19 protein-coding genes are annotated in these 24,403 nt (G+C 62.3%); 15 read left to right on the top strand and 4 right to left on the bottom strand.

The annotated features are described in order from the left end of the window. The first annotated feature begins 1,227 nt into the window (after positions 1-1,227). From JMF86_RS27125 to JMF86_RS27110, 4 genes are read left to right on the top strand one after another with little or no spacing between them, the layout of a single operon-like run. Positions 1,228-2,418 (top strand): KamA family radical SAM protein, encoded by a 1,191-nt coding sequence (locus JMF86_RS27125; protein ID WP_011548691.1) that lies wholly within the window; start codon positions 1,228-1,230, stop codon positions 2,416-2,418. A 47-nt stretch (positions 2,419-2,465) separates the two neighbouring features. Next, the gene (locus JMF86_RS27120; RefSeq protein WP_011548690.1) at positions 2,466-3,827 is read left to right on the top strand and encodes an acetyl-CoA carboxylase biotin carboxylase subunit family protein; all 1,362 of its coding nucleotides are present in this window, start codon (positions 2,466-2,468) and stop codon (positions 3,825-3,827) included. Between the two features lie 28 nt (positions 3,828-3,855). Next, a complete protein-coding gene (locus JMF86_RS27115; protein ID WP_011694914.1) occupies positions 3,856-4,560 on the top strand; it encodes a 2OG-Fe dioxygenase family protein in 705 nt (234 codons plus the stop codon). Positions 4,561-4,566: 6 nt separating this feature from the next. Next, positions 4,567-5,826, top strand: coding sequence for an MFS transporter (locus tag JMF86_RS27110; protein ID WP_011548688.1), 1,260 nt, complete (start codon positions 4,567-4,569; stop codon positions 5,824-5,826). A 237-nt stretch (positions 5,827-6,063) separates the two neighbouring features. Here JMF86_RS27110 and JMF86_RS27105 read toward each other — a convergent pair whose 3' ends face one another. Beyond that, positions 6,064-6,843: a TetR/AcrR family transcriptional regulator gene (locus JMF86_RS27105; RefSeq protein ID WP_011548687.1), complete on the bottom strand. Its 780-nt coding sequence runs from the start codon at positions 6,841-6,843 to the stop codon at positions 6,064-6,066. Between the two features lie 100 nt (positions 6,844-6,943). Between JMF86_RS27105 and JMF86_RS27100 the strand changes: the two genes are divergently transcribed. The 7 genes from JMF86_RS27100 to JMF86_RS27070 all read left to right on the top strand — a co-directional run bounded on the left by JMF86_RS27100 (position 6,944) and on the right by JMF86_RS27070 (position 15,685). Then, positions 6,944-8,656: a bifunctional 3-(3-hydroxy-phenyl)propionate/3-hydroxycinnamic acid hydroxylase gene (locus JMF86_RS27100; protein WP_011548686.1), complete on the top strand. Its 1,713-nt coding sequence runs from the start codon at positions 6,944-6,946 to the stop codon at positions 8,654-8,656. 7 nt (positions 8,657-8,663) lie between these two features. Beyond that, complete coding sequence (locus JMF86_RS27095) at positions 8,664-9,734, top strand: VOC family protein (RefSeq protein ID WP_011548685.1); 1,071 nt, start codon at positions 8,664-8,666, stop codon at positions 9,732-9,734. Between the two features lie 36 nt (positions 9,735-9,770). Beyond that, entirely contained in the window at positions 9,771-10,727 is a 957-nt protein-coding gene (locus tag JMF86_RS27090) for a fumarylacetoacetate hydrolase family protein (RefSeq protein ID WP_011548684.1), read from the top strand. Beyond that, a complete protein-coding gene (locus JMF86_RS27085) occupies positions 10,724-12,685 on the top strand; it encodes an acyl-CoA synthetase (protein ID WP_011548683.1) in 1,962 nt (653 codons plus the stop codon). The genes JMF86_RS27090 and JMF86_RS27085 overlap by 4 nt, the downstream gene beginning before the upstream one ends. A gap of 101 nt (positions 12,686-12,786) precedes the next feature. Further along, positions 12,787-13,512 carry an OmpW family protein gene (locus JMF86_RS27080; RefSeq protein WP_006480084.1) on the top strand — a complete coding sequence of 242 codons (726 nt, stop codon included), beginning with the start codon at positions 12,787-12,789 and terminating at the stop codon, positions 13,510-13,512. 428 nt (positions 13,513-13,940) lie between these two features. Next, positions 13,941-14,432 (top strand): DUF2844 domain-containing protein, encoded by a 492-nt coding sequence (locus JMF86_RS27075; protein WP_011694915.1) that lies wholly within the window; start codon positions 13,941-13,943, stop codon positions 14,430-14,432. A gap of 17 nt (positions 14,433-14,449) precedes the next feature. After that, entirely contained in the window at positions 14,450-15,685 is a 1,236-nt protein-coding gene (locus tag JMF86_RS27070) for a DUF3443 domain-containing protein (RefSeq protein WP_041489672.1), read from the top strand. A 132-nt stretch (positions 15,686-15,817) separates the two neighbouring features. Here JMF86_RS27070 and JMF86_RS27065 read toward each other — a convergent pair whose 3' ends face one another. Genes JMF86_RS27065 through JMF86_RS27055 form a run of 3 tightly spaced genes read right to left on the bottom strand, consistent with a single transcriptional unit; the run spans position 15,818 to position 18,287 of the window. Further along, complete coding sequence (locus JMF86_RS27065; RefSeq protein WP_011548680.1) at positions 15,818-16,552, bottom strand: polysaccharide deacetylase family protein; 735 nt, start codon at positions 16,550-16,552, stop codon at positions 15,818-15,820. 23 nt (positions 16,553-16,575) lie between these two features. Then, positions 16,576-17,136 (bottom strand): hypothetical protein, encoded by a 561-nt coding sequence (locus JMF86_RS27060; protein ID WP_011548679.1) that lies wholly within the window; start codon positions 17,134-17,136, stop codon positions 16,576-16,578. Then, a complete protein-coding gene (locus JMF86_RS27055; RefSeq protein ID WP_041489443.1) occupies positions 17,133-18,287 on the bottom strand; it encodes a glycosyltransferase in 1,155 nt (384 codons plus the stop codon). The genes JMF86_RS27060 and JMF86_RS27055 overlap by 4 nt, the downstream gene beginning before the upstream one ends. Before the next feature lie 293 nt (positions 18,288-18,580). Here JMF86_RS27055 and JMF86_RS27050 point away from each other — a divergent pair, with 293 nt between their 5' ends. The 4 genes from JMF86_RS27050 to JMF86_RS27035 all read left to right on the top strand — a co-directional run bounded on the left by JMF86_RS27050 (position 18,581) and on the right by JMF86_RS27035 (position 24,401). Next, positions 18,581-19,237 (top strand): TetR/AcrR family transcriptional regulator, encoded by a 657-nt coding sequence (locus tag JMF86_RS27050; RefSeq protein ID WP_226292207.1) that lies wholly within the window; start codon positions 18,581-18,583, stop codon positions 19,235-19,237. Between the two features lie 351 nt (positions 19,238-19,588). Next, complete coding sequence (locus JMF86_RS27045) at positions 19,589-20,887, top strand: dicarboxylate/amino acid:cation symporter (protein ID WP_011548676.1); 1,299 nt, start codon at positions 19,589-19,591, stop codon at positions 20,885-20,887. A gap of 455 nt (positions 20,888-21,342) precedes the next feature. Next, positions 21,343-23,277 (top strand): SMP-30/gluconolactonase/LRE family protein, encoded by a 1,935-nt coding sequence (locus tag JMF86_RS27040; protein WP_011548675.1) that lies wholly within the window; start codon positions 21,343-21,345, stop codon positions 23,275-23,277. A 293-nt stretch (positions 23,278-23,570) separates the two neighbouring features. After that, entirely contained in the window at positions 23,571-24,401 is an 831-nt protein-coding gene (locus tag JMF86_RS27035) for a peptidyl-prolyl cis-trans isomerase (protein ID WP_011548674.1), read from the top strand. The last annotated feature ends 2 nt before the right edge of the window (positions 24,402-24,403 follow it).

Raw genomic sequence — 24,403 nt, 5'->3', positions numbered from 1 at the left:
CCATATCCAAGGATCTGGGGCACAGGCCTTAGCTGTGACTGATGAGGCGAACAGGTTTCGGTCGGGATGTCGTGCAGATTTGATCGACGGCATTCACCGCTCGGTTCCAACGGAATGCGCCAACGCAGGCAAGCGATGCTTCCAAGGACAACTTTTCTGAGAATTTCCGTGCCCAAGGACACCTTTTCTGAGACTGTGAGCATGTGATCGTCTCAAAAAAGATGTCCAAGCCATTGATTTATATAGGGTGCCAATGACATCTTTTCTGAGATCCCACAGGGGCTCGCGCAGCAGGGATACTTCCTCTTCATTTGGGACGGACGTCTCTACATTTCGGGCGCGTTGCGACACGCGTCCGGCCTATCCACGCACACCCGCATTCAGAAAGGTGGCAACTTGCCTATCAAATTGTAAGAAATGATGCCCGGATGAGCTCGATATTGGGCTTATTCAAAGCCGCATCGACGAGGGGTATTTTCAAAATTTGGGAGAAGCTGAATATTCTATTTTCTAGGCAGGGGTTAAACCTGATGTTTTTACGAGGTGCGCAATTCCTTGAGTATCGAATGATGTCGATTGGTAATTGTAAAAATGCGAGCTGTATGTGCGTTTCCCAATTGAAAGCACGACAGAGGCGTCCGGCAAAGTAGACGTGTGGGAGGGACTGTTATGGATGGCTAGTGAAATTCTTCTTGCGCTATTTAAATTTGTTAACTTAGGATTGAGACTCGTCGAATCGGGAATGCTTATATCCAGAACGGGAAATCTTTCAAATTCCTTTGGCTTGGCCGCCGCGCGAAATGATCTTGCACGGACGTAATAGCTCGCATGAATCGCGATCGGACGGGGAGCGGGAACTGTCGTTTTCGCACGCCGAAGCGAAAGCAAATAAATTTCTGCGAAATATTTAATCGATGCCTCTCCATGTTCGTGAGTAGGCTGAGCAGAGTTGCGTCCATATTTCTTTGTTGAGCGGTACTGTGGCTTGGGCTTTCTGCATCGCGTAACTATATCGACGATATGGCTCGATGGGATATTTCAGATGTCCCGTGCTCGATGCTTTTATGCTTTGATGAATTTGCATTTTTTAGTGTTGTATAGACCGTATTCCGGTTGAGTGTGGTGTCGATGGTTTTCTATCCGGCGCCCGGATCATGGGTCGTGTTGAATTCATGAGCGTAACGATACGTTGATCGCATTTCGTTGGTCTAGAGAGGGCTGAGTAAAATGTTGATTGGAAATTCTGGTGGCGAAAAAAAATATTCGGACAACTATCGGAGTTTTGATGTCGCGTCGGCCGAATGGCGCGACTGGCGCTGGCAGCAACGGAACACCATCCGGGAGGAAGCATCGCTACGCGAGGCCTGTGGGGGCTGGTCTGACGAACTGAGTTCGCACATTCAAAGCAACCTGAACGGCCGCAAGCTACAGATCACGCCCTATTACCTCCGCTTGATTCGCGAATCGCAGGGCGACACCGACGCCGACATCGTCCGGAATCCGCTATGGCGTCAGGTCGTTCCGTTCTGGAGTGACGAAATCGTCGGAGGATACGATGGCGAATCGGAAAACTGGGAGCTGGCGCATGAAATGAAGACGCCGATCTGTCAGCACAAGTACGACAATCGCGTCATTTTGCGCATGGTCAACACGTGCAATTCGTATTGCCAGTTCTGCTTCGAGGCGCTCCGCACGCTTGAAGTCAATAGCGAAAAGACCAACGCCAGCCGGGACACGTTCGGCGAAAGCGTGGCCTATATCAAGCAGAATCCGGCAATCGAGGAAGTTATTCTGAGCGGCGGCGACCCGTTGATGCTCTCCGACGCCAAGCTCGACGAGCATCTGTCCGCCCTGCGTGACGTCGGACGCGATCTCCTGATCCGGATTCACTCCAGATCGCTCACCTTCAATCCGTACAGGGTCACCGATCAGTTGGTCGCAATGCTCGAACGGCATCGGGTGAACGCATTCGGCGTTCACGTTTGCCATCCGGACGAACTCAGTCCGGCCTTCACGGACGCAGTGAAGCGGATTCGGTCGGCGGTGCCGATCGTATTTTCCAACATGCCATTCCTGCGCGGCATCAACGACGACGAGGAGACGCTGCATCGGCTCTTCATCGAACTGTATCGCCGCGGCGTCAAACCGTACTACCTGTATCACTTCATGCCGTTCTCGCCGGGCGCGTCGGTCTACAAGGCCTCGATCCGCGACGCCATCCGCATCATGAACCGACTGAAGCGGCGCGTTTCGAACGTTGCGATGCCCGAGTATGTGCTGCCTCATGCGAAAGGAAAGTTTACGGTGCCGCTGTTCGAAGGCCAGGGCGACATCCCGCAGTTTGTAGAAACCGGCGAACAACGCATCTACCGGTTCGTCAACTGGCAGGGCGAAACGTGCGACTGGATCGACAGCTGAACGGGCGCTGAGCGGTGTGCGGACTGATTTCTCATCCAGGTGAAAACATGCGACAAGACGCGGTTTTGTTTGTGCAAATCGAGGGCTCCTTGCTGTCGTTGACCAGCTATCGGGATTATCACTTCGAGGTCGCTCGCAAGATGGGTCTCGCGTGCCTGACGGCCGTCGTGCGCCGGCACGTGCCGATGGACGGCGATGCAGGCGCGGCGCGCGACGACACGTGGTGGCTCGATTCGCTTTCCGTCGAGTCGCTGCTGAGATTGCTCGAGCGTCTGGACGCGCACTATGACGTAAAGGCCGTCTTTTGCTATGCGGGGCAGGCGTCGGCCTATGGGGAAGTGGGCGCGGTGGTCGCCGAGGTTTGCCGGATGACCGGCCGAGTCCATTCTCCGTCGGCGGCCGTCGCCGCCTGCAACAACAAATTCCTGATGCGTGCGGCGCTGGAGGAACGGGGGGTACGGTCGATTCGACACGCAATGTGCAGCGATGTCGACGCATTGCGAGAAGCCGCCGACACAGTGGGCTATCCGCTGATCGCGAAACCGCCTTACGGCGCGGGCTCGGCCTTTACCGCGAAGTGTCGCGACTGGAACGAATTGCGCGATCACTATCAGCGATTCACCGCGCAACATGGTCAGGCAGTGGTTTCGGACTACTACGGCATGCCGCACGACGTCCACGCCCGTGACGGCGCCCCGGTTCACTATGAGCCGGGCAAGAGCATTCTGCTTGAACAGTACATCGACGGCGTCGAAGGCAGCGTCGAATGCGTGATCGTCGACGATCAGGTTTATCCGGTGCTGATCAACGAAAAGCTGATCCTGACGGAGAAGCGCGGCACGGTGCTGGAAAACCTGCTGATCTCGCCGCCGGTGTCCTTTCCGGCGCCCGCGATTGCCGAGATCAAGCGGTATGCGATCGATTGTCTCGAAGCGATCGGCCTGCGCAACGCAATCGTGCACCTCGAGTTCCGTCTGTCGCCGACCGGCCCGATTGTCATCGAGGTCAATCCGCGGCTCGGCGGACTGTATGTGAACGCGGCGCTCAAGGACATCGCGGGCCTCGACCCGTACGAGCTCTATCTGCGGATGCTGACGCGGGCTTCCGGGCTGCACGAACGCTTGCGAAGCGCCTGCGAACGCGCGGCGGACGGGCGCCAGCATTACTCGATGTTCGCGCTGTTTCCAGAGGCGAGCGGAACATTCAACGGAATCCGCGGGCTCGATTCCGTCGTCGGCGATCCGGCGATCATCGAATGCAAGGTCGCCTGCCCGGTCGGTAGCGAGGTCCGGGCGGACATCGAGGAAAATTATCTGCTGAAGGGCTGGGCGGCAGTGAATGGGCGCGATCATGCGATCGATCTCTATGACCGGATCGTTCGCGATCTCGAGCCGGAAATCGTTTCCTGAACGAATGGCTCGACTCACGGGAGACACGATGTCCATCGATACCGTCATTGACGAGTTGAATCGCAACGGCTATTGCCATGCACCACGCTTCCACGGCGTGATTCGCTGCGATGGCGACGAGGTCGTTGCGTTCAAGCGCCACTGGGAGCGCCTTGTCGTCGACGAGAACTATAAGCGCTACACGCGACGCGAACGGCGCTTCCTGCTGTATCGCTTCAAGCCGGGCCAACCGTTGGAAATTGACCGGAACACGAATTTCGAGCCAACCGCGACCTACGATGTGGACTACGTGCCAGGCGTCAATCGCTTGACCTATGCCGAGGACTCCTTCATAGAAAGTGCGATTCTCCGCCAGTTGCTGGACGTCGACATCGCCATCCTCGGGGAGCGGCTGGTTGCGGGGCGGGAGTACAAGATCGATGTACATTTGTTCCGGATCATTGCGGAACAAGGTGAGGTCAGTCCGACCACATCGGGGATTCACCAGGACGGGTTGGAATGGGTCTTCATGCATTTCATCGACAGTCGCAATATCCGGCCGGTCGTATCGGAGATCCACGCGTCGAAAGTCTCCACCGTTCCCTTGTTCGCACGGCCGCTGACGGATTTCCTCGATACCGTGATCGTGAACGATGCCGTGCTGTACCACAGTGCCAATGCCGTTCAGCAAGCCAACCCGGACGAACTCGCGTTCCGGGACATGTTGCTGATTTCCTTTTCCTCAGCGAGATGAGCTGCCATGAAATCCGAGCTGGTTCTAGAAAAACGCGCTTCGTCTTCGTTGGCGCAGTTGTACGTCTGGTTGTCGTTCAAGACGATCTCGGACATCAGTTCGACGATGATCAGCATCGTTCTGGCGACCTACGCGCTCGAGGTCACGGGCTCCGCCGCGCTGCTCGGCCTGACGATGGCGTCGCGTCTGCTGGGTGCGGTCGCGGGCGGCGCCGCGGTGCCGCGGCTGAGCCGGTTCTCCCGCCGTACCCTGATCTTCGCCGCGGAAGCGGGCAGTGCACTGGCGATCGGCGTGCTGGCGATGTCGTCGCGTGCCGCCGACGCGTCGCTCATCTATTTCGTGCCGTTCTTCATCGGCCTTTTCCAGGGGATCTACCGGGTGTCCATCATGTCCGAGGTTCCGGAAATGGTCGGGCAGGAGGGCCGGCATCGTTTCAATGCGATCCTCAGTGCGACCGATGGGGTGTCGGTGGTCGGCGGTAGCCTGCTCGCATCGGTGATCACGCAGTACCTGGCCTACAAGAGCGTATTCCTGATCGATTCGATCACGTTCGCGATCTCCGCCATCGCATTTCTGATGCTGGTGGGCAACATGCCGCGCCGGCATCGACCGGCCGAGGAGACGCGCGCTGCGGCCGAGGCCGGCGCACTGCCGCGCGCGGCGCGCTATCTGTCGGTCATCGTGATGCTGGTGATCGGCGCGCGCTTCGTCGAAGCGTTCGGCTCGGGTACGCACAATGTCGGCTTCCCGATCAGGTCGCAGCTGTTCGACCCGATTCAGCCCGCGTTTCTATACGGCTGGCTGATGGCTGTGTGGGGTGTCGGACGGCTCGTTTCCGCGGCAGTGACGCCGCGCTTGCTGGAGCGTCTCGAATCGCGTCGCCAGCCGCTCGAGCCGTATTTCATCGCGTTGCTGATCCTGACCTTCGCGTGCTTCCTCGGCGTCTTCGAGGTGCGTGGCATGCCGGGCATGTTGGGCTTCGTCTTGCTGGCGGGCATTTTCGACGCCGCCACGGAGACGATCTACTATTCGCTCCTGCAGTCGACGCCGGCCGCGTCGCGCGATCGCGTGATCGGTATCTCGTACGTTGCCGAGCGCACCGGCCTCGGATTGGGCATGCTGGCGGTCGGGTTCGTGTTCTCCCGGCTCGGAATGGACGTGACGGCACTGCTGTTCTATGGTGGCTCCATCGCGCTGGCCGGCGTGGCGTTCGTGGGCGTCAAAAGACGGCTGGCGCAGGGGGCAGCGGTCGGGCAGATCGACTGATTCCGGATGTTTTCTCTGGTTCGTCAAGGCGACCCGAGGCATCTTCTCCGAGCGTCCACAACGGGCCGACGAGCGCGAACGTCGAACAATCAAAGAGGCTTCCGCCGCTGCCCTGCCGTCGGTGAGGTCATGAGCCTGCATGCCCCCGCGCTGCGCGGCCGGCACAGGGTGACGACGGCCGTCAGCGCTACGCAGGTACCCGCAGGGTTCTACCTATCCCAGACGAACGATAGATCGCTAGCGCTCCGGCGACTCCTCGGGCGCAGACGTCACAGCCGGCGGCAACGGGCGATTCGCAATCTCTGTCGCTTCAGTTCGCGGCACACCCAGCGTCTGCAACAGGGATGAAGCTGCACGCTCGGCAAAGCCGTTCTGACTGTACCCGATCATGTTCAACATGTCGGTAACCGGCTTCTCGTCCGCATCGAATCGGAGCTCGATCGCAATGGCGGTCAGTACCGCGCCCCCGACCGTAATCACGCTCATCAGCGGGTCGCTTGCCGAGAATCTCCCGGCGACGATGCCTTTCTGAATATCCCTCAACAACCGCGGTCCGAGGCCGCGGCTGAGCGCTCGCATGGACAACCCTTCGCGCAGGAGAAATTGTCCCCAGACCGGCTCGCTTCTGGCTCGCAGCAATGTATGGCGCAGCGACACGGAAATGATCTCGGCCGGGTCGGTGAGGCTGCCTGCGATGCGGTCCAGGGTATCCGCGAACTCCTCGAACACGATTTCCAGAACCGCGGCATGAATCGCCTCTTTCGATTCGAAGTGGTTGTAGAACGACCCGAAACCCACGTCCGCGGCTTCCGTAATTTCATTGATCGCGACGCCTTCCATCCCCTTTTGCGCCATGAGTACAAAGGCGGCATCCAGCAATCGCGCGCGCGTCTCGCGCTTGCGGCGCGCGCCCCGCGGCTCGCGAACCTCGGGGCTCGACGGCGCTTGCCCGTTCGAGACGGCCGGCGACGGTGTTCTGGTGCGACGGGAAGAAGTGTTGGGCATCGGCGTGCGCATGGTTTCGGTGTTCGAGTATACGTTCGAACGTCAAAATTGACAAAGTTATCAGTTATGACTTTAATGTCATCAAGACGGCCGGTAGTGGCCAGTCCCGAGAATGGGAGACGGAACGGTGGTGGAGACAAAACTGACGTGCGAGCCGGGCGTCCATAAAGGCAACGACAACGCGAGCTGTGTCGGCGGCCGCGACTTGCCATCGGATGTAGACGTGCTGGTGGTGGGCTGCGGCCCCGTCGGCGCGGCGATCGGCGCGCTTCTTGGCCGGGATGGCGTGCGTGTGCTTGTCGTCGACCGGGCGGCGGAGATCTTCATGGCGCCGCGTGCGATCGCGCTCGACAACGACGCGCTTCGCATCCTGCAGTACATCGGGGTGAACGAAGCCGACCTCGATACGGTGGCGATCCCGTACGTCCGGATGCGCTCTCCCTGGTTCGGCGAGTTCGGGCGCATCAATACGCTGGGGAGCGTCGATGGCCATCCGAAGCTCGTGACGTTCTATCAACCGGACCTGGAGCGATGCTTGCGTGCCCGACTGGCCGCGCACCGCACCGCCCGAATGGCGCTGGGTGTGACGCTCGTCTCGCTCGACGAGCACGCCGATCATGTCGCCGCCACGCTCGACGGCGGGCAGGGCGCGCGGCACGTCGTGCGCGCTCGCTACGTCGTCGGTGCCGATGGTGCCAGTTCGATCGTGCGCCAGTTGATCGGACAGGATTTCAAAGGCAAGACGTTCGCGGAAGACTGGTTGATCGTCGACGCGCGAAACGTGCGCCGACCCATCGACCATGTCGAGTTCATCTGTGACCACCGGCGGCCGACGCCTCATATGACCGCTCCCGGTGGGCGCGAGCGTTGGGAATTCATGCTCCATCCCGGCGAGACGCGAGAGGAAATGGAATCCGACGAACGCATCCGCGAGCTGCTCGCGCCGTGGGGCGGCATCGATGACATCGTGATCGAACGCAAGGCCGTGTACCGCTTTCATGCCCGAACCGTCAGGGCCTTCAGCAAAGGACGCGTTTTTCTTGCAGGCGATGCCGCCCATATCACTCCGCCGTTCGCTGGCCAGGGGCTCGTCGCCGGTCTGCGCGATGCCGCAAATCTCGGCTGGAAACTGGCGTGGGTCGTCAAAGGCCACGCAACCCAGAAAATTCTGGACTCCTACGATCGGGAACGCCGGCCGCACGCGAAGGCGATGATCGGCGTCGCGAAATTCATGGGGAAGCTCGTGATGCCGCGAAATGCCGGGATCGCGTTGTTCACGCATGGTCTGATGCGATTGACACGGCTCGTTCCGCCGCTACGGAATCACTTCGACGAGCTCGGGATCAAGCCGAAGAATGCGTTCCGGCGCGGTCTGTTCGTTCCCGGCCATTCATCCACGCGGCTCGTACGCGGCGCGGCGCTGCCGCAGGGATGGCTGCGCAAGCACGATGGCGCGATCCACCTGAGTGACGACGTGTTCGGTAGCGGTCTCGCGTTGATCGGATTCGGACGGGACCCAGGCGTCGAGCTCGACGCCAGCGCACGAGCCGCGTTCATTGCAGCGGGTGGCGTCGTGGTGCGGGTCGTGCACCGCGGGCAGCGCCTTCATCGCATCGACAACGACGGATGGGAAGACCTGGACGGTACGTTCATGCCGGGTGTCGTGCGGTTTGGCTGGGCGGCCGTGATTCGGCCGGACAAAACGGTCCTGCACGAAGGCCCGGTAGCCGACTCGACCCGTCTCGTTCTTGAATCCCTGCGATTGCTTGGTGCGCGCACGTCGTTGTCGTCGCTGACCGATCACATTGCCCAGCCGATTTCCTGAGGCCCCCATGAAGCTCACTACTGCACAACCCGCACGGAGTCCCCAGCCGACGACGAAGGCCCGGGCGCTTTCCTATCTGATGTTCGAGCGTCCCGATCTCGAGCGGGCCGAACGATTTCTCAACGATTTCGGCCTGCGGACGGTATCCCGTGACGGCGACCATCTGTTCCTTCGGGGCACGGCCGCGACACCGTTCTGCTACGTCGTCCGGCGGGCTGAAAAAAACCGCTTCGTCGGCTTCGGGCTCGAAGTCGACGGCATCGACGCACTGCGCAAGCTTGCCGACGTGCCGGGCGCGTCGGACGTGGAGCCGTCGCCGTGGCCCGGTGGCGGGCATCGCGTCACGCTCGTCGATCCGTCGGGTTTTCGTGTCGACGCAGTCGCGGGACAAGCGCGGGCCGGCGCCCTGCCGCACCGGTCGGCGTTACCGTTCAACTCGCCCGATTCCATCGTTCGCGTGAACGATACCCAGCGTCCGCCGCTGGAAGTGCCGGAAGTGATTCGCCTCGGTCATGTCGTGCTCGAACTCGCCGATTTCCAGGCGACCTGCGCGTGGTACACGTCTCACTTCGGCTTCATCCCGAGCGACGTTCAGGTGTTGCCGGACGGCTCGCCCGCCGTCGCGTTCCTGCGACTCGATCGCGGGGCGACACCCGCCGATCACCATACCCTGGCATTGGCACAGGGGTTCGCAGCGCTGTACAGCCACTCGGCATTCGAGCTGGTTGACGCGGATGCCGTGGGGGTCGGGCAGCGTGTGCTGAGCGAAAGAGGATGGACGCACGCATGGGGAATGGGGCGCCACATTCTCGGCAGCCAGGTCTTCGACTATTGGCAGGACCCTTGGGGCGACAAGCACGAACACTATTGCGATGGGGACATGTTCACGGCGGACGTGGCGACGGGTATCCACGAAGTCAGCCGTGAAGCGATGTCGCAATGGGGCCCCCGGATGCCGCGCAGCTTCACCAAACCGAAGATCACCGCGGCGAGCATCGCATCGCTCATCCGAAACCTCCGGACCAGTCCGGACGTCACGTTCGCGAAGCTGCGCACGCTCGCGAAGCTGTTTGCGTGACCTTCATCTTCACTCAGACCTGTTCGAGGCATCTTCATGGCATTGCACGTCTTGCACTACCGGCATCAGGGGCGCGCCCAATGGGGCGTGGTGAGGAATCACCGGATCACACCGATACCGGGCGACTACTCGACCACTGGCGAATTCGTGCGAGCCCATCGGATCGATGAACTCGCCGCGCTCGGTGGAGAAACGATTTCCGAGTCGGACGTCGAGTGGCTGTCGCCGGTCACGCGCAATCAACGGTTCGTTTGCCAGGGCGCCAACTATCGCCAGCACATGATCGAGTCCGGCATGAACCCGGACGCGAAGTCGTTCAACATGATCTTCACGAAGGCGACCAGTTGCATCGTCGCCGCCGATTCCGACGTCATCCGGCCGCAACATGTGCGGTTTCTCGACTACGAGATCGAACTGGGGCTCGTGCTTCGCCGCGATATCACGTCCCGGCAAGCCATCACGGACAAGAACCTGCACGAGTACGTGGCCGGCCTCGTGATCGTCAACGACTATTCCGCACGCGATATCCAGATTCCCCAAATGCAGTTTTACAAGGGGAAAAGCTATCGAACGTTCGGGCCGGTGGGGCCGTATCTGTGCCTGCTGGAGGCAAGCGATATCGCGCGGCTGCGCGCGCTGACACTGACACTGACCGTGAACGGGGAAGTGCGGCAGAGCGATTCGACCGGGAACCTCGTGTACGGTCCGGCCGAAACGCTCACGGAGCTTTCGGGTGTTCAGGATCTGAACGCCGGTGACTTGCTTGCAACGGGCACGCCGTCCGGATGCGCGCTCAGCATTCCGTCGCCGGCGAAGCAACGGATTGCCGCGTTGCTGCCCGAGCACATGAAGTGGCGGATGTTCGCGAAGGTTCAGGCCGCTCGCCCGCAGTACCTGAAGGCCGGGGATCTGGTCGAAGCACGGATCCGGAGCAGGGACGGGGCGATCGACCTCGGTGTGCAACGCAACCGAATCGTGGACGAGCGCGCATGAACGCCATCGCAACCGAAGCGGACGTGCTTCGGATCGAAAACCAGGGGCCGCCCGACGACCTCCCGGCCAGCACTTACGAGATGATCGGCCGCGGTGCGGCGATCGACCCGAGCGCGCCGGCCTTATCGTTTTTCCTGCGCGCGGACGATCATCGCAAGCCATTGCGCTGGACCTATTCGGCGCTTCTGCGGGATATCACCCGGGCCGCGAACCTGTTTTCGCGCCTGGGCATCGATCGCCACTCGGTGGTCGCCTACGTGCTGCCGAACTTGCCGGAGACGCATTTCGTCATCTGGGGCGGCGAAGCGGCCGGGATCGTATGCGCAATCAATCCGTTGCTGGAGGGGCCGGCGATCGCATCGCTGCTCAAGGCCGCAAACGCAAAAGTGCTGGTGACGCTGGCGCCCTTTCCGGGAACGGATATCTGGTCGAAGATCCATCCCATCCTGAGCCAGGTGCCGTCGCTGCAAAGCCTCGTCCTGATCGATCTGGCCGAGCGCGTGCAGGGGTGGCGCCGAATGGCCGCACGCGCGATGCAGCGTCGCGAATGCAAGCGGTTGCACGGGCGCGCGGGCGTGCGCGGCGCCGTTCCGCGCCACATCGAGATCCACGATTTCGACCGTGCGATGTCGCGTGAATCCGGCGATTCGCTGCTGATCCCCCGGCGTTTCGAAGCCGACGACATATCGTCCTATTTCTGCACGGGCGGCACGACGGGATTGCCGAAAATCGCGATTCGCCGGCACGGCAACGAGGTGGCCAATGCGTGGAGCGTCGGGCAGGTCGTCGGCGCCGGGATGGGCCCGGGGAAGACCGTTTTCTGCGGACTGCCGCTGTTCCATGTCAATGCCGTGCTGGCAACGGGCCTGGTGCCGTTCTCGCGCGGCGCACATGTGGTGCTGGGTACGCCACAGGGCTATCGCGGCGACGGCGTCGTCAAACGATTCTGGGAAATCGTCGAGCACCACAGGATCAACTTCTTCAGCGCGGTGCCGACCTTGTATTCGGCATTGCTCGACGTGCCCGTCGACGGTCGGAATATCGACTCGCTCGAGTATGGGCTCTGCGGCGCCGCGCCGATGCCCGTGGAAGTATTCCGTACGTTCCAGGATCGCACCGGGGTCCGGATTCTCGAAGGTTACGGGCTCACCGAGGGCGCATGCGTGAGCAGCGTCAATCCGCCAGGCGGCGAACGGCGTCTCGGTTCGATCGGTTTGCGCATCCCTGGCCAGATGATGAAGGCGGTGATACTCGACGACGCCGGCCGCTACGTGCGCGATTGCGTCGAGAACGAAGTCGGTGTGCTGACGATTTCCGGGCCGAACGTGTTCGCGGGCTACCTTCAGGAAGATCAGAACAAGAGCCTGTGGCTCGATCTCGGCGACGGCCGGCAGTGGCTCAACACCGGGGATCTCGCGCGGCGCGATGCGCAGGGCTACTTCTGGCTCACGGGGCGCCGCAAGGAGCTCATCATCCGGGGCGGACACAACATCGATCCGGCGACAATCGAAGAACCGCTGCACCGCCACCCGGCAGTGCAGATCGCCGCGGCAGTCGGACGTCCCGACGTGCATGCAGGCGAGCTGCCGGTCGCCTACGTGCAGTTGAAAGCCGGCGCAACGGCAACCGAGACGGAGCTCGACACGTTCATACGCAGCTCGATCGGCGAGCGTGCCGCGATTCCGAAGCGGATTCATATCGTCGATGCGATGCCGCTCACGGCGGTCGGCAAGATCTTCAAGCCCGAACTCAAACGATGGGAGACGTTCGACGCACTGATCTCCGCGCTGAAGGATGCCGGCGTCGAGGGTGCGCGGGTGAGCATGGTGGACGACCCGTCGCGCGGGCTCGCGTTGCATGTGGCGCTGAGCGATCGCGCGCAGATAGCGAAGACCAATACGGTGCTGGGGCGCTTCCCGTTTGCCTTTTCGACTTCTGTCGAACCCGAACATCAGTGATTGTTGATGCTCGGAATGTTTGGGGTTGACGTAAGCAAATAAATTCGGAATACGAAGTGAATAAAAACGGGATTTTTCTTGTCCAAAATCTGGAGACAATCATGAAGCGAATCAGCGCAGGAACCGTCGTACTGGTCGCGGCCATCTCTGGCGCGCATGCTCAATCAGCCGGCCAGTGGGTAGTCAATGCCGGCTGGTCCCATTTCGCGCCGCAGGGGTCGGCTGATCCGCTGACCGTCAATGCGCTCGGCCAGTCACAAGTGATGACCGGCAGCGGTGGGGAGATCGCAAGCGGCGATACGTTCGGCCTGACCGCAACGTACTTCCTGACCGACCATATCGCGGCGACGACGGTCATGGGTTTTCCGCCGACATGGCACTTGAACGGCGCAGGTACGCTCAGCGGTTTCGGCGAGCTGGGGACCGCGCGGGCCTGGAGTCCGGCGATCATCTTCAACTACTACTTCGGCCAGCCGAATGCACGGTTCAGGCCGTATCTGGGCGCCGGCGTCACCTACACGTGGTTCAGCAACATCAAGCTCAGCAACCCCGTTTCCACCGGCCAGATCTATTTCTCGCCGACCGTCGGGACAGCGCTCGAGGGGCCGACATCCGTGTCACTCAGCAATTCCTTTGCGCCCGTCGTCAACGGCGGCCTGACCTACAACATCGATTCTCACTGGTCGATCAACGCATCGGTGGCGTATTCGTGGGTATCGACACGCGCCACGCTCACTACCCGGTCATCCGTCGGCACGGTCACGAGCACCAGCAAATTCCGGGTCAATCCGATCGTGACGTTCCTTTCGGTCGGATACCGCTTCTGAACCGCATTGGCCAGGACACGTCGCACGCATGTTGCAGTGCCGCCCTGCGGGCGACGTGACGATCGCCGTCGAGTTTCAGCGGCGCATGGCCTGACCGCGGACGTTTCGTGAGCGTTGCTCGCGACATGCGTCGAGTGTGACCGGAACATTGAGGATGACTAACCCGAGTGATGAATATGACCCACGTGGTGCCGATGATGAATGTGACACCGACGTTAGGAATGTTCGAGCACGCACTCTATCGGCATAAGTGACAAAAATATCAGTATTGAGTTTAATGTCACCAAATGTTGTGGCCGGCCCCCACGGGGCACCTGGTTACCGCTCTCGGCGACGACGGCGTTGGGGGTGACTTGATCCCAAGGGAGCGAACTCGCAGCGGGGGCGCCCCGAACCGTCTTACGCGGGTGTTACCCGGGGAGGGAGATGTGAGGTCGATTAACTGTGTTTACGCCGCCGCGCTCATCGCGGGATGGGCAACGCCCCATGCGTACGCCGAACTGGGCGGCGCGCCGATATCGCTGTCCGCCGCCGATCATGCCGCGAAAGTGCGTGTGATGCGGCCTGCGAATCGGGCGGCCGATGGCCTGACGACGAATCCCGCCGTGTACATCGTCCGTGAATCCACGCTCGAATCTGGAACCGTGATCCGCGAATACACATCGGGCGACGGAATCGTCTTCGGCGTCGCGTGGCAAGGGCCGACGGTTCCCGATCTCGCGTCGGTGTTCGGCAATTATCTTCGCGATTACAGCGCGGGCGTCGAAGCCGCGCATGCACGTCGTGGCTGGCGTACGCCGGTATCCGTTTCGACGCGCAATCTCGTGATCAAGACAGGAGGGCACATGGGGGCATTTTCCGGGCAAGCCTGGTTGCCGCCCGCGCTTCCGTCCGGCCTGACCGGCAACGATATCCTGTAACTCCCATGCAAATGATCATGAGCATTTTTCGTGCGGTCGTCCGGTGGTTCGGCATATTCAGCTTGATGACCGTTTCGGCAGCTTTCCTCGTTGCGTGCGGCGGCGGCGATTCAGGTTCCGGCGAAACGGGCGCCAATAGTTCTGGCGCATCGGACGGCAACACTGGGAATACCGCCATCATTACGGTTGCGCGAGGCGTTGCACGCGTCGTCAACATTCCGACCGTCAACATCAAGATTTGTGCGCCCGGAACGTCACGCTGCCAGGTGGTGTCCAATGTGCTCGTCGACACGGCATCGTATGGCTTGCGGATCGTACGTGATGCCATTCCAAGCGTTATCGGCAGTCTGCCTAAAACAACCACGAGCGACGGAGCGACGCTTTCCGAGTGCGGCAAGTTCGTTTCGAGTTACACGTGGGGCACGGTTCGAACGATTGACCTTGCCATTGGCGATGAACGTGCGAGTTCCTTGCCGGTGCAGATCATCGGCGATCTCGGAACGGACAACGTGCCAAGTTCCTGTACAAACGGGAATGAATCGGCGAACTCGGCCACGGCTCTTGGTGCAAACGGCATTCTGGGAATTGGCCCGGCGCCCTATGATTGCGGCGCACCCTGTGTAAAGGTCGCGTCGTTGAGCAACTACTACGCGTGCGCGGACGGAAACTCGAGTTGTGAACAAGTCACCGTGCCGCTATCGCAACAGATCAGCAATCCTGTCGGTCAATTTGCCGTAGACAACAACGGCGTGATTGTACAAATGCCGCAGATTTCGGAAGACGGTCGGGAAAGCGCGACGGGCTCGTTGATTTTTGGCATCGGCACGCAAAGCAACAATGCATTCGGTGCCACCACGAAGCTGATGTCGACGACGACGGGTGATGTGCCGGGAGCATTCCTTTCCAGGAAAGTCACAGCGTTCTTCGATACCGGATCAAATGCGAATTTCTTCGATGACTCGTCGCAGATTACGTGTACCAGGAACACGCAATTCTATTGCCCGTCAACGACGACCACTTATGCCGCGACCCTGGTTGGGCTCGACGGCACGGTGAGCATGATTTCCCTGTCCGTGGCAAACGCAGATACGTTGTTCTCGAGGAGTTCGACATATGCATTCAATGACGTCGCGGGTCACTTCGGATCGTCCTCCTGGCTAGATCTCGGGCTGCCCTATTTTTACGGTCGGACAATCTATTTTGGCCTGGATCGTTCGGCGGAAGGCGAGTCCGCGCCTTACGTCGCATACTGATGCGTTGAGCAGGGCCGGCAACCGATCAAGATACTTGTCATTGGTCTTCAATCGGTCGGAAATTGAGTCACCGAAGGCGATGGGTATTGGATCGGGGTGAGACCGGCCCGTCCAGTCGGTCTGCTCAAGCGCTTATCGGCACCCCGCCATTCGCCCCTTCATGCACTTGAACCACAGCCTCACAGCCCCGACCCCGCCCGCGACCGGAATCCGCGGCAGCAGAAACGGATCGTCGGTCGCACCGGCGCATCCGCGCCGGGTCGTCGTCGCGTTGCCGTAACCGGCAGCGATGACCTGATCGCGCACGCGTGCATCGAGATCGCCGTACGGATAACAGAACGATTCGACGCATTGCCCGCTCAGCATTTCGAGTTGCCGCTTCGATTCGGTCAACTGAAACGCCGAAACAGGCGCCGGCACATACGACAGCGCGACGTGATCGAGCGTATGCGAGCCGATTTCATGGCCGTGATCGCGCCACGCGAGCATGTCCTCGCAGGTCATCAGCGGCGAGCGCGCGGTCGGCGCGCCCGCGTCCCAATCGTTCGCGCCGCCGAACCGGCCGGCGACGAAGTAGCAGGTCGCGGTGAATCCGAGCGCATCCAGCACGGGCATCGCATGCGTCAGCACGTTGAGAAAGCCGTCGTCGAACGAAATACCGAAGACCTTGCCCTGCCGCTCCCCGCGCAGGTACGGCTGCAGTTCGCGCACGCTCAGGCCGCGGTAGCCGAGCTGCCGGAACAGCGTCATCTGGCGGCGGAACGCGTCGGGGGCGACGCTCAGGCTGCGCAGCCGGTCGGTCGGCGGCGGCAGCGGGCGGATCTGGTGATACATCAGGATCGGATAGCGTGGGGTGCGCGTAAGCATCGGCAGATCGCAAGAAAGCGGGATTACGCGGCCTTGCGGAAAATCCGCAGGGTCTTGAAGTCGCCGACCTCGGCGAAATCGGCACGAGCGGCCCATTGCGCGATGATCGGCTCGGCCTTCCGGTAGGCCGACGAGCCCTTGTAGAACAGCAGATGGCCATTGGGTGCGGTATGGCGCGCGAACAGGTCGAGCACCGCTTCGTCGGTCTTCGCGCCGTAGCGGCTGTTCGCTTCGTCGCGGAATTCGCACAGATGAAACAGCGTGACGACGTCGAACGTCGGCAGCAGGTTCGAATTGCTCGTATAGATGTCGCCGAAATACGCGAGGTAGGTCTTGCTCACCTCGGGCTGCCGCGTGACGAGATCGACGTACGACTTGTATTCCTTCGGCGATGCCGTCACGCCGAAGACGGTGTTGTTCAGATGCGGCCGCGCGCATTCGACGCCGACATGGTGATGCCCGCCGGTACCGAAGTGATAGATGCGGATGCCCTTGAGGCGCACGGATTCCAGCCATTCGACGAAGTGCACGTCGCACGGACATTCCTGCGTGCGCAGGTCCCAGTACTTCTTCCAGATATTCATTGCCATTTCGTCGATCTCAAGGAGGTCACCCAACGGTAGGGGTTGTGTCGAATCGATTTGTGATAGACGGACAAGGTCGCGTCGACGAACGCGTCGAACGAGAATTCGCGCTTGCCTTTCAGCCGCGCGCTGCGCCCCATCGCACGGACGCAGCCGGGCTCCTGCACGATCGCGCGCAGGATCGCTTCGATTGCCGCGGGCTCGCGCGGCGGGACGACCCAGCCGTCCACGCCCGGTTCGACGTTTTCGGGCAGCCCGCCCACGCGCGTCACGATCGCGGGGCAGCCGAGCGACATCGCTTCGCGGCACGCATACGACAGGCTCTCGTGGTACGACAGCACGAATGACACGTCGATGATCGAGAACGGCGCCCGCACATCGTCGAGGCGCCCGGTGAACGCGGTGCGCGACGCCATGCCGTGCCGCGCGAGTTGCGCGCGCTGCTCGCCGGACGGCTCCGCGCCGACCAGCAGCACGCGAAACCGCTCGCGCTCGGCTTCGGGCAGGCGGCCGAGCGCGGCGATCAGGTCCATCCAGCCTTTTTCGGGCGCGGTGCCGGCGCTGCTGCCCAGCACGATCGCATCCGCGCCGGCCGCGCCGAACAGCGCGATCTTGCGGCGGCGGATCTCGTCGGCCGCGAGTCGTTCGGCAGCGGGCCGGCGCACGCCGTGCTTGACGACCGTGACGTTGCCGTACGGCGAGCGCAGCGCGAGCATGCTGGCGACGTAGTCGCTGACCGCGATCGTGTGGTCGGTGGCCAGCCGGGCGCGCAGCAGGTTGCCGAAGCTGTCGGCGCGATAGGTGTTGTGCTTGGTCAGCACGACCGCCGGCCGATACCGGCAGCCGAGCAGCGCCAGCATCACCTGCCGGTGATCGGCGGACCCGTTCACGTGGATCACGTCGAAGCGCTCGGCGGCGATCCGCTGGCGCAGCCGGAGAATCTCCCGGCACAGCCGGTTCCAGCGCGGCTTGAATTCCATGTCGAAGATCGCCACGCCGGGACTGTCCTTCAGCAGTCGCGACAGGCGGCTGCCTTCCGGCGACGCCACGGTCACGCGGTGATGGCGGCTCATCGCGACGGCGAGATCGCGGACATAGGTGTCCTGGCCGCCGCCGTAATCGCCGTGGAAGTTGGTGTACAGAATGTTCATCACGATGCCGCTTTTTTGTCGATCCATCATTTCAGAGGAATACTGATGAAATGACGGGCCCGACCTGATGGAAACCATGGCGCGAACGCGGTGCCGCGTTTCCGGCCCGGGATTGCGCGTTGACGCCGGCGCACGGCGTCGATACGAATCATTTCCAAATATTACAGATCGTTTACGTGCCGTAGTGTCGAGGTCTGCGCATCTTTGTGAGAATGTGTCGCGATCGCTGAATCGTGCGGTCCCGGGCGTGGCGATCTCTCGCGGGACCGCGACCTGAAACGGCGCCGCCGGATTTGATCCCGACAGGTACCTTCCCTATAATGCGACGATTTAGTCCGGTTATTTCGGGAAGCATGGCGCGCACACGAAACGAAAACCTTCACCAGCAACGCCGCGAGCAGATCCTCACCGCGGCCGCCCGGGTCTTCAAGGCCAAGGGGTTCCACGGCGCGCGTACGGAAGATATCTGTGCGGCGGCCGACATGAGCGCGGGCGCGGTGTTCCGGTATTTCGCCGACAAGCGCGAGATGATCGACGCGATCATCGCGGTCGAGGTCGAGCGTTATACGCAGGACTTCGATCGCATCCTCAGCAAGGACGGGCTGCGTTGGCTGGCCAACATCACGGCCGACGAACTGACCGGGATGCTGGCGCAGGGCGATGACGGCCTGGGTGTCGACAGCTGGCTCGAACTCGCGCGCGATGCCGAGCGCCGCCCCGATATCGTCGGGCTCGACCGGAAGATGCGCGCGGATCTCGCGGGCTTGCTGGCAAGCGGCCAGGCCGAAGGCTGGGTCAGGCCATCGCTGGATCCGGCAGGCACGACGAACATCGTCTTCGCGATGTTCAACGGCCTGTGGCTCGACCGCAGCCTCGGCACGTCCGTCGACATGGAACGGACGGCCGCCGCGCTTGGCGATTTCTTCCGCACCTGCGTACTGGTTGCCTGACGCCCGACATGGCCGGCGCGCCGCGTTGACGCATTCGCCCGCCCGCCGTGCCTTTCCGGGCAAGCTGCGTCCTACCTGATCCGCTGACATTCCCCGACATCCGGCCGCACCGGAAGCCGGCCGGACCGCGACACCGGCCGTTTCCCGACGACATCAGGACGCAAATCAACTCGCGGGGCTTTCACATTTGAAAGCCGGTGCACCATTTGCGTTAGAATGCCCCCCCTTGTCCGCCCTGGCGACCGCCCGACGCGGACAGGTACCCGCATGGAGACACAGGTTTCAATTCGCAGCCGGACGCGAATGATTGACCCGCCGTCAGCAACATACGCCTTGTAATTTGGATCACTAATGAAGAAGAAGCACAACATTACCAAGTACATCGTTGTCGCGATGATGCTTGGTATCGCCGTGGGTTACGCCTGCCATAGCGCGTTTCCCGACCCGAAGATGGCGAAGGAAGTCGCCGGCTACGTGTCGTTGCTGTCCGATGTATTCCTGCGCCTGATCAAGATGATCATCGCGCCGCTGGTGTTCGCGACGCTGACCGTCGGCATCGCGCAGATGGGCGACGGCGGCGCGGTGGGCCGCGTGGGCGTCAAGGCGTTCGGCTGGTTCTTCATCGCGTCGTTCACGTCGCTGCTGCTCGGTCTGCTGACCGCGACGCTCCTGCAGCCGGGCAGCCACCTGAGCCTGCCACTGCCGCCGTCCGATGCGGCGCTCAATCTGAAGACGGGCGCGTTCACGCTGAAGGATTTCGTGGTGCACCTGGTGCCGAAGTCGATCGCCGAGGCGATGGCGAACAACGAAATCCTGCAGATCGTCGTGTTCTCGATCTTCTTCGGCACCGCGCTGTCCGCGCTCGGCGAATCGGGCAAGCGCCTGACCGGCGTGATCGACGATCTCGCGCAGGTGATGCTGAAGGTCACGGGGGCGGTGATGGGGTTCGCGCCGGTCGCGGTGTTCGCGGCGCTCGCGTCGACGATCACGACCGAAGGGCTCGGCATCCTGCTCACGTTCGCGAAGTTCATGGCGAGCTTCTATCTGGCGCTGGCGCTGCTATGGGCCGTGCTGACGCTGGCCGGCGTGACGTTCCTCGGCAAGCGCGCGTTCACGCTGATCCGGCTGATCCGCGAGCCGTTCCTGCTGTCGTTCGCGACGGCCAGCTCCGAGGCCGCGTATCCGAAGCTGCTGGACGCGCTCGATCGCTTCGGCGTGAACCGCAAGATCTCGAGCTTCGTGCTGCCGATCGGCTATTCGTTCAATCTCGACGGCTCGATGATGTACTGCACGTTCGCGGTGCTGTTCATCGCGCAGGTATACGGCATCCATCTGCCGCTCGGCACGCAGATCACGATGTTGCTGATGCTGATGGTGACGTCGAAGGGAATGGCCGGCGTGCCGCGCGCGTCGCTGGTCGTGATCGCGGCGACGCTCAACCAGTTCAACCTGCCCGAAGCCGGCTTGCTGCTGATCATGGGCGTCGACATGTTCCTCGACATGGGGCGCTCGGCCACCAATGCCGTCGGCAATTCGATCGCCGCGGCCGTGGTCGCGAAGTGGGAAGGGCAGCTCGACGCGCCGCGCGACGACGACGATTCGGACGATGCGCGCGTAGCCGAGGTGAAGGTGCGGGAAACGTCGGCATGATGCGTGGCAAATGCGGCAGTGCAACGTCGCGTTGCCCGACCCGCGGCAAATGACATTCGCCGGCCCGGATTCGATGCGGATTCAGGCCGGCGATGTGTTTTGGGGCAGTGGCTTTTCCCGATGTTTCCGAAATGGCATTCGCCGTTTCAATTGATCGACGTCGAATCGGCGGCGATATTCCGGCAGGCGCCCGCCTGATTTTCCCGATTCCCGATCCGGCGCGTAAGTGACCATTCACTGACGCGCGGCGGGCGCTCGCCAAAAGCGCGGGCGATTCGCAATTTTTTTCGATTTATATAACGCTATTCTCGCCCTGCGCATTATCGAATGCATGCCGTATGTCATACCGACTGCGCCGGATGATTCGGGGAAGAATTGACATCTCGCGGGCTTCAAGCCATCTGGCCGGCCGATCCCTCATGTGAATGACTACCCTGTTCAGGAGAGCATCCGTCATGGTCGCCAGAAAACGCATCCAGGCCGCGCTCGTTGCCGCGGCGATCGCCGCATTTGCGCCCTCTGCTCACGCAGCCAACACCACCGACTGGATCGCGAACACGTACGGCACGCTCGCCGCGCACGTCGGCAACGTCGCGCGCGCGATGTGGGTAGCCCCCGAAGGCGTGATCTACACGGCGTCGATGTGGGACGAGGATGAAGGCGGCGTCGCGATCTACCAGAACGGCAAGAGCATCGGCTCGATCGGCGCGCATTCGGAATTCCAGGGCAGCGCGATCACGGGCAACGCGACGTCGCTGTTCGTCGCGCTGCAGCCCGGCAAGACGTACGGCAGCGGTGCGGTGGGGCGCTACAACCGCGCGACGAAGGTTCGCGACCGCGTGATCCAGATCAGCGCGGCGACCAACCAGCCGCGCATCGACGTCGTCACCGGGCTCGCGACGGCCGGCTCGCTGCTCTATGCGAGCGACTTCTACGGCAATCGCGTGCGCGTGTTCACGACCGATGGCGTGTGGCAGCGGGATATCGCCGTGTCGGCGCCGGGTGCGCTCGCGGTGGACGGCGCGGGCAACGTGTGGGTCGCGCAGAAAAGTGCCGGCTCGATCGTCGGCTTCAGCCCGACCGGCGCGCTGCTCGATACGATCCGGATGCCGGCCGGCTCGCATCCGTCGGCGCTGTATGTCGATGCGGCGGCCGGGCAACTGCTGGTGGGCGACGAAGGGCCCGACCAGAACATCAAGCGCTATTCGATCTCGGGCCGGCCGGCACTGGCCGGCACGTTCGGCGTGCGCGGCGGCTATCTCGACACGACGACGGGCATCAAGGGGCAGGTCGGCCCGCAACGCTTCACGCGCATCGTCGGGATCGGCAAGGACACCGGCGGCAACCTCTATGTGCTCAACAACCCGTGGGGCGGCAGCTGGGATCTCGGCCGCAACGGCGCGACCGACATTCATGCGTACGGCAGCAACGGCAATCTGCGCTGGACGCTGCAGTCGCTGAACTTCGAAGGCATTGCCGCGCCGGACCCGGTCACGGACGGCGCGCTGTTCTACGGCGCCACGCATATCTACAGCGGCAGCGCGGGCGGCAAGTTCGTCGCGAACACCGTCGATCCGTTCACGTATCCGTCGGACCCGCGCATCAACATGAACGATACGCAGCGCGACGAACACTTCGGGCTGCTCACGTCGGTCGGCGCGAACCGGATTCTCGTCGCGGCCGGCCAGAACCCGCCGGTCTTCTACTTCTATCACTTCAACGCGGCGAACGGTTACGTCGCGATTCCGGACGGCTCGATTCCCGGCCCCGCATTCAATACCACGCAGCGCGTGACGGGCGGCTTCAGCCTCGACAGCCAGGGCGGCGTATGGGCCGGCCTCGACAAGACCGGCGCGATCACGCATTACCCGCTGACCGGCTTCGACGCGAACGGCAAGCCGTCGTGGGGGCCGGGCGTCGCGACCCGCATTCCGGCCAGCATCGTGCCGCTGACGCGCATCGTCTATCTCGCGGACAGCGACACGATGGTGCTTGCGCAGGGCGCGGTCGGCAGCAACGACTGGACGTCGATCGGCACGCGCATCGAGGTGTATCACGGCTGGCGCGCGGGCAACACGACGAAGCCCGACCCGGTGATCACGCTGCCGCACAGCGGCGCGAAATCGATCGACGCGGCGGGCAACCATCTGTTCGTCGGCTACTGGTTCAGCAGCAGCGGGCCGCTGTGGCCGAACGTCGACGCGTTCAACCTCACCACCGGCAATCTCGACACGACGCTGGTCAATGCGAACCCCGCGACGGTCGACACCAGCAGCGCGATCGATGCGATGTACAGCATCCGCGCGTACCGCCGGTTCAACGGCGAGTACGTGGTGATGAAGAACAACGTGAAGGGGAACAGCATCACCGTGTACCGGTGGACGCCCTGACAGGCTGAAGGTGCTGAAGACGCCGAACGTGCAGCCGCGTCGGGCAGCGGCCGTACTCGCGAAGTCGTGAAAGCAATCGTGAGTATTTTCGCGGGATTGTTGCGCAATGCGCATGCAATGCACCGCGGGCACCCTGCGCGCCGCGCCGTGCCGGACCCGCTTGCCGAACCTCCCGACGTGGAAATGCGGTTCCGTGCACAATGGCGGCGGCTCCCGCGGACGTTGTGCGGGCGTGCACGATGAACGAGCGCGGCGGTCCCTGCCGCGTTTCTTATGCTTGAAGCGACCCAACGATGAAGAAGAAAACGATCCCGAATCGCCTGTTGACGATCGTCGCGCTGGCCGGCGCACTGAGTGGCCCGGTCCACGCGCAGACGGCGGAGACGGTCGCGACCGTCAACGGCACGCCGATCACGCAGGCCGACGTCGATACGCTGCTGCGCGCGTCCGGGCAGCCCGATTCGCCGCAGATCCGCCAGGCGATCAAGAACCAGCTGATCACGCGCGTGCTGGTTCAGCAGGCGGCCGAGAAGGCGAACTATGCGGACAAGCCCGAGGTCAAGGCGGCGATGCAGCAGGCGAAGGTGACGGCCGAGGTGCAACTGTACCTGCGCGACCACGTGAAGCCGGAGCCGGTGACCGACGAGCAGGTCAAGGCGCGCTACGACGAACTGGTCGCCGCGCTCGGCAAGAACGAATACAAGCCGCGCGTGATCGTCGTCAAGGACCCGGTCGCGGCGGCGACCGTGCTGAGCGAGCTGAAGGCGGGCAAGTCGTTCGACGGGCTGGCACGCCAGTACAGCCTGGCGCCGAGCCGCGATACCGGCGGCGAGCTGCCGTGGGTGAGCTTCAATACGCCGGCGGCGGAAGGCAAGACGGCCGGGCTGCCGCTGCCCGTTGCGCAGGCGCTCGAGAAGCTGACGGTCGGCGCGACGACGAAGGATTCGATTCCGGTCGATGGCGTGCGGGCGATCGTGAAGCTGGATGCGAAGCGGCCGACGCAGGTGCCGGGTTTCGAAACCGCGAAGCCGACGCTTCAGCAGCAATTGCAGGCGATCGCGGCCGAGAAGGCGAGCGCGCAGATGATCGGCAATCTGCTGAAGGACGCGAAGATCACGCAGTAAGG

Source organism: Burkholderia sp. E168m15 (assembly GCF_016586105.1).
GTDB classification, from domain to species: domain Bacteria; phylum Pseudomonadota; class Gammaproteobacteria; order Burkholderiales; family Burkholderiaceae; genus Burkholderia; species Burkholderia orbicola.
The sequence above is the reverse complement of the archived record's forward strand: the minus strand, read 5'-3'. Positions and strand labels throughout refer to the sequence as shown.